This window comes from Paenibacillus sp. 01T422, from assembly GCF_056398785.1.
The window spans coordinates 1-11112 of sequence record NZ_JBFTQB010000270.1; the positions used below are offsets into that span (position 1 = coordinate 1).

Annotated in this window: 10 protein-coding genes; 8 read left to right on the plus strand and 2 right to left on the minus strand. The window is 44.4% G+C overall.

All coding sequences use genetic code 11. The features are described from left to right. The first annotated feature begins 52 nt into the window (after positions 1-52). The 5 genes from AC1DUA_RS16550 (at position 53) to AC1DUA_RS16570 (ending at position 4769) form a co-directional block, all read left to right on the plus strand. A complete protein-coding gene (locus tag AC1DUA_RS16550; protein WP_477500810.1) occupies positions 53-1300 on the plus strand; it encodes an aminotransferase class III-fold pyridoxal phosphate-dependent enzyme in 1248 nt (415 codons plus the stop codon). Between the two features lie 31 nt (positions 1301-1331). Further along, complete coding sequence (locus AC1DUA_RS16555; RefSeq protein ID WP_477500811.1) at positions 1332-2363, plus strand: zinc-dependent alcohol dehydrogenase; 1032 nt, start codon at positions 1332-1334, stop codon at positions 2361-2363. A gap of 76 nt (positions 2364-2439) precedes the next feature. Continuing rightward, positions 2440-3684, plus strand: coding sequence for an MFS transporter (locus tag AC1DUA_RS16560; protein ID WP_477500812.1), 1245 nt, complete (start codon positions 2440-2442; stop codon positions 3682-3684). 30 nt (positions 3685-3714) lie between these two features. After that, entirely contained in the window at positions 3715-4299 is a 585-nt protein-coding gene (locus tag AC1DUA_RS16565) for a DUF1349 domain-containing protein (RefSeq protein WP_477500813.1), read from the plus strand. Beyond that, complete coding sequence (locus AC1DUA_RS16570) at positions 4257-4769, plus strand: HAD-IA family hydrolase (RefSeq protein ID WP_477500814.1); 513 nt, start codon at positions 4257-4259, stop codon at positions 4767-4769. Before AC1DUA_RS16565 ends, AC1DUA_RS16570 begins: the two co-directional genes overlap by 43 nt. Here the strand turns inward: AC1DUA_RS16570 and AC1DUA_RS16575 are convergent. Further along, positions 4766-5560: a helix-turn-helix transcriptional regulator gene (locus AC1DUA_RS16575; RefSeq protein WP_477500815.1), complete on the minus strand. Its 795-nt coding sequence runs from the start codon at positions 5558-5560 to the stop codon at positions 4766-4768. The two genes, AC1DUA_RS16570 and AC1DUA_RS16575, sit on opposite strands and share 4 nt — an antisense overlap. 275 nt (positions 5561-5835) lie before the next feature. Here AC1DUA_RS16575 and AC1DUA_RS16580 point away from each other — a divergent pair, with 275 nt between their 5' ends. The 3 genes from AC1DUA_RS16580 (at position 5836) to AC1DUA_RS16590 (ending at position 10708) form a co-directional block, all read left to right on the plus strand. After that, positions 5836-7593: a cache domain-containing sensor histidine kinase gene (locus AC1DUA_RS16580; protein WP_477500816.1), complete on the plus strand. Its 1758-nt coding sequence runs from the start codon at positions 5836-5838 to the stop codon at positions 7591-7593. Then, on the plus strand, positions 7586-9181 hold the full coding sequence (locus AC1DUA_RS16585) for a response regulator (RefSeq protein ID WP_477500817.1): 1596 nt from the start codon (positions 7586-7588) through the stop codon (positions 9179-9181). Before AC1DUA_RS16580 ends, AC1DUA_RS16585 begins: the two co-directional genes overlap by 8 nt. 117 nt (positions 9182-9298) lie before the next feature. Beyond that, entirely contained in the window at positions 9299-10708 is a 1410-nt protein-coding gene (locus AC1DUA_RS16590; protein WP_477500818.1) for a HEAT repeat domain-containing protein, read from the plus strand. Between the two features lie 86 nt (positions 10709-10794). Here AC1DUA_RS16590 and AC1DUA_RS16595 read toward each other — a convergent pair. Continuing rightward, the coding region (locus AC1DUA_RS16595) for a helix-turn-helix domain-containing protein (protein ID WP_477500819.1) at positions 10795-11112 on the minus strand (318 nt) is incomplete at its 5' end.

An 11112-nucleotide genomic window follows, 5' to 3' on the forward strand; every position in this document is an offset into this window, starting at 1 on the left:
GAGCTGCTGGCCGGGTACCAAAGTTCGCTAAGCTGAAGGAGGTAGGAACCCTATGAAGTCTATTGAGGAACAAGCCTCTTTTACCCGGAATTTGGCCTGGTGGCAGCATGTTCAACAGATTATTCCGAACGGTTGCAGTACATTTGCCAAAACACCTGAACGCTTATTTCCAGGGTATACGCCGGTATGTTGTACAGAGGCGCAGAATGCCCGTTTTATTGATATCGATGGGAACCAGTGGCTGGATTGCGAGATGGCGATGGGGACGGCTGTGTGGGGACATGCCCGCAAAGAAGTTCAAAGCGCCGTTATCCAGCAATTGTCCAAAGGAACAAGCTTTTCTATTCCGTCAGACATTGAACTGATTTGCGGTGAAATGATTCTAGAAAGGTTCGAAGGAAAGTATGCCTCACTTCGTTTCTGCAAAAGCGGCGCCGACGCTGTTAGCGGTGCAGTGCGGTTGGCCAGAGCCTACAGTCATAAGCCGATTGTGATCACGACGGCTTATCATGGGTGGCATGACTGGTCTGCCTACGGCTATTACGGCCAACAAGCAGATGCACTGGGAATTCCACCGGAAATTGAGAGGAGCACGGTATGGGTCGGCGAACCCACGTTGGATCGCATTACGGAAGTAGTCCAACAACACGCAGATAGGACTGCTTGCATCGTACTTTGCCCTAATGAATGGGAGCGAAGTGCCCTGCTTGAAGTTGTTGAGCTATGCCGGAGCAACGAGATCCTGGTTATTTTCGATGAAGTGACGTCTGGCATTCGGATGGGAAAACAAGCTACCGCGGGAGAGTTTGATATTTGGCCGGATTTGCTTTGTCTCTCCAAAGGTATGGCTAATGGTTTTCCTCTTGGAGCCGTGCTCGGAAATGAAGACGTGATGCGTCTATGCGGCCAAGTCAAATTTAGCAACGCTCATTCCAGTGAAACCACTGCACTAGCGGCTGCTATTGCTTGCGAACAGCTAATGAAAAGCGCCCCTGTTTGGCCGAGCTGGCGAGGGGTAACGGAAGCAATCATGACGGAGCTGCAGGATGAGTTGCTAGCGCTCAATTTAACAGGAAAACTGGAGTTAAAAGGAACTTACGCTAGCTTTTGTATCCGATCGACAGCGGAGCGGGATTTCTACCAGGACCCTTTCCGGGAATTTATGGTGAAAGAACTAGCGAAACAAGGCATTTTCTCGAAAGGCTTTTTCATCTTTTCAGATAGTCATACTCGTATGGAAATCATGTGGGTTAAAGAGACTTTAAAGCAGATCATGCGTGCTTGGCAGCGATACCAATAAAAATAAGATTCCACGAGGAGGAACATATTTTATGAAGGCACTTGTCTATCAGGATTACCGGAAGGTTGAGTTAATGGATGTCGATCAGCCCGTCATACAATCAGAGACTGGGGTAAAGGTCAAAATTTATGGATCAGGCATTTGCGGTACAGATTTGAATGTCGTGAAAGGGAAAATTTTTGCTAATCAAGGAACCATTATTGGTCATGAAGGAGTCGGCACGGTCGTAGAGGTGGGCTCCAAAGTAAGAAGTGTCCGAGTTGGCGATCGCGTTCTCATCGATCCGACGCAATCCTGTGGCATATGTACATATTGCCGTGAGGGCTTGCACTGCTACTGTGAGAATTTCGAAGAGCATCAAGTTGGGATGACCATTCATGGAACGTTCGCGGAATATTACGTAGGCGAAGAAAAGTATATCTATCAAATTCCGGAAACCATGAGCTGGGAAGCTGCAATGTTGGTAGAACCGCTTGGATGTGTATTGAATACGTTTTTGAAGGCTAATGTGAAGCCAGGTGATGCTGTGTTGGTGCTTGGTTCGGGTGCCATCGGCTCGTTATGCCAATTGGTGAGCAAGCGATTCGCCCGTCTAACGGTTGGTACGGAAATCGATGAGTACCGCAAACAATTCGCTTCCAAAATTGCGGATCACGTCTTTCACCCGAGCGAACTTACGCTTGAAAAAGTGTATGAAATCAATAATAATCAGAAATTTGATATTATCGTGGATGCAGTCGGCAACCAATTGCATGTGGCTTTGGGTTTGATTGGCAAAGGGGGAAGGATCATCCCTATGGGGTATGATGACAGCTATGAAGTTTCATTCAAGCCTACGGATTTTATTAATAATGGCGTGAATGTCATCGGTGACGTAGCGGTTCATCAAATCATCAACAGAGCGCTCAAGTTTGCGCAGAACTTGCCTGAATTGGAGAATATGGTGACATCCAGTCAATCACTGGATCAGTACGAACAAGCTTTCAATGAGACAATGGGGTTTGATTTACGCACAGGAGAGTCCAGACCGATGACCTCAGTCAAAGCCGTGTTAATTTCATAAGAAACGGACCGTTTGTCGCTGCAAACAGGCTTGTGATAATCGTTTGCAGCGATGGAGGTCAGAAGGAGGGTTTGCTTTGAAAAAGAAGTGGCTGGATGATTTGCCGAAAAATCCGCGTTATTCCATATTCCTTGAACCATTATGGGCAATCCCTGGCACGATTGTTTTATTCTATGCGCCACTTTACATGAAGGAAGCTGGACTTACCGATATTGAGATTGGGGTTATCAATTCTCTTCATTTATATTTTGCTTTTATCTTTCAGTTATTTGCCGGAGCAATCACGAATAAATTAGGCAGAAAACAAACAACGTTAGTCTTTGATCTGATAGCATGGAGTATTCCAATGTTCATTTGGGCTTTTTCCCAAAGTTTCTGGTTATTTCTCATCGCCTATTTATTAAATGCTACGTCAAAAATTGTGACAGTTTCGTTCAATTGTCTTATTATTGAGGATGTAGAAGAACGAAAGCGGCCAAAAGTATTCGGTATAATGAATATGATCATTACGGCGGCAGGCGTACTTACACCTCTTGCGGGCTTGATCATGGCTAATTATGGCATAGCGCGTACACTTGCCGTTATTTATTTCTTTGGCGGAATCATCATGACGGTGTTGTTCTTGCTTCGCAACCGCATGACGGATGAGACTGAAGTAGGCAAAGAGCTGATGAGGGTGCACCACCAGACACATGTCATCAAAAGTTTGAGGGCAAGTTTATTATTATTTGGCAAAGCATTCCGGAGTCGCAGGTTGTTCCCAATTATTGTCATCACCGTTTTATCCAACTTCATCTTGCAGCTCAATTTCTTTCAAGTTATTTTTTTCAAAGAGCAATTGCGTTTTGACAATCATACGCTTTCCTACATCCCGGTCGTATCCGCGTTAACTGTCATGCTGCTTTACTTCGTCATTTTCCCGAGATTGAAACGGCACTCGGATGAGAAATATGTTGGCCTATCCGTTGCTTTATGCACAGTGGGCTCATTGCTGTTTCTTTTCATTCCATCGGGGAATATTCTGATTCTTATGATAACCATCACGATTCTGGCTGCCGGAACATTTATTTTGCAGACCTACCGGGATGCTCTGCTAATGAATCGTTTGGGCACCCATGAGAAAGCAGATATGTTTTCTGCCGTGCAGACGGTCATGACCTTGACCGCTATCCCTTCAGGCTATTTAACTGGACTTATCTATAACCATAGTCCCTTATCGCTATTTGTTGTTGTTCTTGGTTTATATGCCGTCTTAATGATTGTTGTCTTATTTCTGCCTCTTCCAGCTGGGCGCCAACAAATCGTGGATTCATCTTATTAACCATACATAAAAGTACTTTAGGAGGTAAAAATGACCAATATTTTGCATGCTGAAAAACAGCTCGAACTTTCCTGGTTGAACAAGCCAGAGCAGTGGGGATTTACAGAGGATGGAGGCATCATCGTAACCGCTCCTCCCGGAGCTGATTTCTTTTGCGATCCGGCTGGAAAACATATCTGCGCTTCGGCTCCTTTTTTGTACACACCTGTACAGGAGTCATTCGAAATGACAACTCAGCTTACTGTTGAAATGAAAAACAAATATGACTCGGGATGCTTGATGCTTCTAGTCGACGAAAACAATTGGTGTAAATTGTGTTTTGAATATAACGGTAAGACGCCAACGATCGTTTCTGTCGTGACGAAAGATGGTGTTTCCGATGATTGTAATTCAGAAATCGTACAAGTGGCTAACCCATATTTGAAAATACGTAAAGTTGACGACTGCGTATCTTTCTTTTACTCGCAGGATGGTGAAGAGTGGACCCTGGTACGTTATTTCGGGATGCGCACTCCGAGTGGAGGGAAGGCTGGGCTTGTCGCTCAATCTCCTCAAGGAACAGGAAGCGCAATGTGGGAACTTCCTTCGATGAGTTTAATCCCTATGTTTATCTAGAGACCTCGATCCAAAAGCCTTTGGATCATGGGCATATCAAACAGTTGTCTGAAGAGAAGTATGCAACCTATTTAGGCGAAGCGCAGCTGCTTCCAGGTGTGCATAAGCTGTTGGAAGCAGCCAAGCTAAGAGGTCTACGTATTGGATTGGCGTCCAGTTCTACGCGCGATTGGGTTCACAAATATTTGAAGGAACAAGGCATCTTTTCCTATTTTGATGTGATTCATACAGCTGATGATGTCAAACGGGTGAAGCCTGACCCTGAGTTGTATACATTGACGCTTGAGAAACTTGGCGTAGCAGCGATGGAGACTCTCGTCTTTGAAGATTCCCCTAATGGGTTGAAAGCCGCTAAGGCCGCTGGTATCCGATGCGTTGTCGTGCCGAATGAAGTGACTCGGAACTTGGAGTTTCTAGCACATGATTTGATGGTTGCCTCGCTTGAAGAAATTGATCTGGGGGTTTTCTAGCCTTCATTTTTTCTGCGCAATTCGATGGGGGAGCAGCCCACGTATTTTTTGAACACAGCTCCGAAGTAGCTGGGGCTGTTGAATCCTACAGCTTCGGAGATATCTTTCACGGACATCTGATCGTCACGGATCAGCAATTCCTTGGCCTTGAACAGTCGATAGCGTGTTAAATAAGTGATGGGTGTCATTTGATATTCCTTTTTAAACATACGGTTAAAATGCTGTTCAGTGATGGACATTTGATTGGCCAGCATGGTCAGCGAGATGTCATGGTGATAGTTTTGCTTAATGAAAGAAATAATGCTGGAGAACATTAGCTTATTTTCTTTTTGATCGTCATGAGGCGAATGATCTCGAGAAATTTTCAACTTGATTAATAGCATGTAAAGTAGGCCTGATCCATGATAATCACGGTCTTTGTGCTGGGATTTTTGAAAAAGCAGAATTTCATTGAAAATCATTTGCTGCATGTCATCCAGTAGAAATACATTGATATCTACAAGTTGTAAAGCAAACAGGAATCGATTTAATAGAGAACCGTTAAAAGTAAGGTGCGTGAAGTTCCATGGCTCGCTACTCATGTTATATGTGCTGGATACCTGAGGAGGAGAAATAAATATCATGCCCTCATGAAGCATGTATTCGCGATCATGACAGATAATACGGCCAGCGCCCTTCCTACAGTAAATCATGAAATAGTCCGAGGGATGATGAAGCAAGGTTCCGTGGTCAGTGAGAGTCATGCTGCCGTGACTGGTAATCATTAAAGGAAGCACATGATCTTTAGGCATGGAGTTCTCCTTTCAAATTAAAAAGCCTATAACTTGAAAGCTACTTGCAGCCCTTGAATTTATTCAAGGGCTTCTTTCGCCTGTTCGTATTTATTATAAAGACGAGGTATTGGACTTACATTGAAAATAACTACAATTTTGTATACATAACACAGAATATTAAGTATTTAGTTCCATAGTTTTCCAAGGGATAGATCGCTGCTATAATACAAGTATGTAAAAAAATGGACAGACATCCATGAACGTATATAACGTGAAGGGCAGTGAGAAATAATTTGAATCGATTTATGAAAAAGCCAAGGGACTTCGGCTTCCGCACTAAAATTTTTCTATCGAACCTGCTCATCATCGTATTTATTACCTCATCCATTGGGGGATTCGCCGTTTATGCTTCTTCCAAATATTTAGAGAGAAACACGCGAGATTTGTCTATGCAAGTGCTTCAACAGTTTTCTGAGAATATGGATAATCACGCCAAAAGTCTCATAAATACGTCGGTCTATTTACTCGGCGATGAGGCTTTCCGGAGTATCATTTCCGAAAGATCACTAGACACGGCTAGTGATAATTACCCCATTTTTCGCAGCCAACTGGAAGGATTATTACTGCAATATGGGAATCGCAATCCATCCATTAATTTCATTGGAATTCGGACGAATTCAGGAAAGGCTATTTGGTGGGAAAATAAAAAAGGTGCCAGCAGGACACAGGATGTGAATTACTTCAATGAAATTCTGTCGTCTGAAGCGGTTGCTATGGAACATGCTGGCATTGAAATTGCTTGGCATGCCTCTACGAGAACGCCGAATGAAGTATTGATGTCAAGAAAGTTTATCAACCTGAATGATGTGAATCAAAGCCTGGGTACGCTTGTTTTTGGCATCGATTCGAGCTATTTTCTTTCGATGGAATCCAACAGCTCTTTAATACGTAAGGAAAATCTAGCAATTTTGAACGAGGAAGGCTCCCTTCTTGCAAGTGGCGGAACGACGATTGTCGATGACTGGATCGACCCAAGCGTGAACAGCAGCTTTTTTCTGGTGCGAGAACATATGAAAAGCCTTGATTGGCAGGTGCTTTGTTTTATTCCCAAGGATGTTTTATATGCAAACAAGCATGTCTTAACCGTTGTTATTATTTTGGTTTCCCTTGTAGCGTTAGTGATCTCGTCTATTTTTGCCTTTTATTTCTCCGTTTCTACCACAAGTTCTATCAAGAAGCTGGAGCAGGCTATGAAACTTGTTGAGGGGGGGGATTTTGACGTGCATATTAAGCCATCTGGTCAGGATGAAATCGGAAGTTTGACGATTCGTTTCAATTTCATGGTTGCCCGGATCAGAGAATTGATCAACACGGTTTATAAGGAAAGATTAGCTAAGCAGCAGGCGGAATTCTCTGTATTGATGTGCCAGATCAATCCGCATTTTCTTTATAATACGTTAGGCACAGTCAAGTGGTATGCGCATATGAAGCAGCAAAATGACATTGTTCAGATGATGAATGCCATTATTAATTTGCTTAAATCCTCTGTCAGACGTGAAAGCGAATACCATCAATTAAGCGAAGAGATTAGCCATATCCGCGATTATATTTACATTCAGAAGATTGGCTACGGGGAAGCCATTGACGTCCATTATGAAATTAACGCTGAAGTCATGCCTGCTTATGTGCCATATTTTGCTCTACAGCCATTGGTGGAAAATGCGATTTTGCATGGCTTGGAAATGTCCAAAGGGAATGGTTTAATTACGATTCACGCTTATCGAGAGGGACAAGCCCTGTATCTCCTAGTTGAGGATAATGGCATCGGAATGAGTGCGAAGAAAGTTGATCGTATTTTGCATAGAGGAGACAGAAAAAGCCTTTTTTCAGGCTTAACCAGCATTGGAATAAGAAGTGTACATGAACGCATTCAACTTTATTACGGCAGCGACTATGGGCTTAGTTATGAGAGTGTGGAGGGATTCGATACGAAAGCTGTGATTCGATTACCGTTTATTCTAAATCTGCGGGAGGCTGAGAATTATGCTTAGAGCCATGATCGTAGAGGATAACGCCATGTATCGCTATGCGGTGAAATCGATTCTTCGCTGGGAGGATCATGGATTTGAAATCATACATGAAGCTTTAAACGGCAAGCATGCGCTGGAACTGTTAAAGGAATCTCAAGTAGACCTCATTCTGACCGACATCACTATGCCACAGTTAAATGGCATTGAGCTTATTCAACACGTAAAGTTGTTTGATCCCAACATCAAAATTGTAGCGCTGAGTTCGTACGACGACTTTCATTTTGTGAAGGAAGCACTGAAACTCGGGGCAGAGGACTATCTGCTCAAACATGAGTTGGAGCCGCAGTCCTTGGAGAATCTGCTTGAGCAGATGCGAACGCAGATTTTGTGGGATCGCCAGAGAAATCAGGATACCTCGTTCATGGCGTCTAGCCTTACATGCTTAAAGACAGATTTGGCGAGCAAACTGCTGTTAGGTGATCTGGTGAATGCCAAGGAAATCGAGCATCGTGCTGCGGTTACCCAATTTCCCATTCTGCATGAGCCCACGATTATTTTGGTTGCTGCTTGTTCAGGTGATGATGTCGATATTCAGGCGTGGAAATTGAGTCTGGAAGTTAACCTTGAGCTCCAAGCTAGCGCCAAGCGTTATCTGATGGTCATTCCGGTTACGGAGCGGAGAATGGCCATTATAGTCTCTTTTTACCACGAGAAGAGTGAAACCCATATGGGCACCTCAGCGATGCAGATAGCAACCGAGTTAGCCTCATCTTTTCGCAAAGATAACGGTGCTTTTGCCATTGGAATTAGCTCGGTAGGTTATGGGCTTAAAGCGTTCAGTATCCTGTATCAGCAAGCGGAGAAGGCGCTGTATCAATCGATTTATGAGAGCTCTAAGCAGCTATATAGGTATCCGTTGTCGTTCAGTTCGAATGTCAATGCTAGGGAGGGAATGGCTTTTCTCCAACAATTAGCTCAAGCCATGAAAAGGGGCGATTTAAGGGGAGTTGAAACGATCACAGAGCAATTTTTCCAACTGCTTTATCAAAGCCAGCCTGAAATGATGGATCTTCGAAAATGGCTTATCGATCTCTTTGCTTTATTAAAATTCACTTCGCTTGAAAAGAACCTGCACACCGATAACATGGCGGACTGGCATGCCGAAGTTCTCAGGTCGATTGAGGAGCTCAATCCGTTAGGAGAGTTGAGGGATTTGTTCCTTGCGCAGTGTAAGGAGCTGCTTCATAAGTCGGATGAAACTGGACGTTTCCCGAGAAAGGAAATTCAACTTGCTTTGGAATATGTGCATATTCATTATGCCGAGGACATTTCTGTTGTTAAGCTGGCACAAGTTCTAAATTTAAGCGCAAACTACTTGTCGAATTTATTTAAGCATGAAACTGGGCAGAGGATTATCGAATATATTAACCGCTATAGGATTAAAAGGGCAAAGCGATTATTGAGCGATCCTTCTTGCAAAGTATACGAGGTCGCAGAAAAAACAGGATTCCAGGAGACCTCTTATTTTTRCAAAGTATTCAAAGAGATTGAAGGCCGCACCGTAACGGAATTTAGGCGGAATGTAGTCGCTAAAAACTTGTTGGAATAATTCTATCTTAGTTTTGTGCTAGCTCTGATTAAGAATGTCTATTAAGTATCTCATGCGACTTTTTTATAATAAGGGTAAGTTTACAGCATTCAATACAACGCCAAGGAGGCAGGAACAATGCAGGAGAAACAACCTTTACTATTAACGGATGAGCAAATGAGAGAGTTTATTACCAACGGGTGTCTGATTCTGAAAACAGATTTTTCACAGGCGTTTCACGACAATCTGCTTGAGCAATTAAATACGGTGTACGCAGAAGAGGGGAATCCTGGAAACAACTTGCTGCCGCGCATTCGTGAGGTGCAAAAAGTATTCGAACATCCCGTTGTTACTGGCGCATTAACGAGTGTATTAGGTCCGAACTATATGATGCATGCACACAGACATGGGCATTTCAATGCGCTTCCAACCGCTGGGGGCTGGCATAAAGACAGCTATTGGGGATATGACCGCATGCGCAATCATCACCCGAACTGGGCAATGATTATGTATTTCCCGCAGGATACACCGGTAGATTTGGGGCCGACAGGCATTATGCCAGGCACACAAAATCRCCAAAAGCGGGCATTCGAAGCCAATGAGCATCCAGCTGAAGTTTTGGCAAGCGGCGAGGCAGGCACTTTTGCATTGATCCATTATGATATTTGGCACCGTTCCACGCCGAACATTCTTGGACAGCCGCGTTATATGCTGAAGTTTGAGTTCATGCGCACCGAGCTGCCGAAGCAGCCAAGCTGGAATAATCAAGAGCGCGAATGGAAAAAGCCTGCGAACCTGCTTGCACCGCTTGCTGCACATGATTTGATGTGGGAAGAGACGTGGAACTGGTTGTCCGGTGAAATCTGCTCCTTGGCARGAACAGCTTCATCCGATCCGCAGGAAATTCAGGAATTGGCTGCGAAATTAAGTAGTGATGAAACGATTGCCATTAATGCCTCTTATGATCTTGCACGTAGAGGGCAAGCTGGCGTGAATGCTTTGCTGGATGGACTTCGCAGCGATGATGTTCATGTTTCGCGAATCTCCGCATATGGTTTGGCGGTTGCTGGAAGCGAGGCGGTTGATGGGTTAATCGCTGCGCTGAATCATGAGAATGTAAACACGGTAACACATGCTGTGTTTGCACTGGGAGAATTGAGCGGATTAGCAGCAAAAGCAGTTCCTGCTCTAACACAGCTGCTTGGTCATCCGGAGGATAAAATCCGCAGCGCCGTTGTTGACGCGCTTGGCTTTATGAACTCGTCCGTAGAGGACGTCGTTGCCAGCCTAACCCGCGGCCTTCAAGATCAGAACGCGCAGGTGCGCTTCATGGCGAGCCTATCATTGTCCCGCTTAGGCGCTTCGGCAGAGCCGGCAGTTCCACAATTGGAGATCGCGCTGGATGACGAGAACAGATATGTTCGCGCACATGCCGCGGAAACGTTGAACTACATCGGCACGGAGCGGGCGAAAAATTCGCTGATCCGTTTCCTGTTGAACAACCGCTGGTGCTCCACGACGACGAAGGCGAATTCCTTTTATCCGTGAGCCGCTTAAACAGTTAACGACGTGTTGATATACAAAAGAGGCCGTCTCTCAGCCATGTTTCATGGCTTGGAGGCGGCTTTGTCTTTTTATTGGCTATTTTCAGTTGTTTTTGGCCTCAAATCACGGAAAGCCGTAGGCTTAAAGCCCGTTTGCTCCCGAAACATCCGGGAAAAATAAGATAGTTCCATCCCTAATGTGTCAGCGATTTGCGAGACGTTTAATTCCGTCGTCATCAGCAAATCTTTGGCTTTCTCTGAACGCAGATGATTCATGTATTGGATAGGCGAGTAGCCCGTAAATTGCTTGAACGCATTGATAAAATAATTAGGATGGTAATGCGCAATGCGAGATAGCGTGTCTACGGAAACATTCTCGGAGATATGCTGTTCCATGTAGAGCAAGAC

Excerpts from the sequence above, each read along its gene's own strand:
- AC1DUA_RS16550 (WP_477500810.1), top strand. The coding sequence starts at position 53 with ATGAAGTCTATTGAGGAACAAGCCTCTTTTACCCGGAATTTGGCCTGG.
- AC1DUA_RS16555 (WP_477500811.1), top strand. The coding sequence starts at position 1,332 with ATGAAGGCACTTGTCTATCAGGATTACCGGAAGGTTGAGTTAATGGAT.
- AC1DUA_RS16565 (WP_477500813.1), top strand. The coding sequence starts at position 3,715 with ATGACCAATATTTTGCATGCTGAAAAACAGCTCGAACTTTCCTGGTTG.
- AC1DUA_RS16575 (WP_477500815.1), bottom strand. The coding sequence starts at position 5,560 with ATGCCTAAAGATCATGTGCTTCCTTTAATGATTACCAGTCACGGCAGC.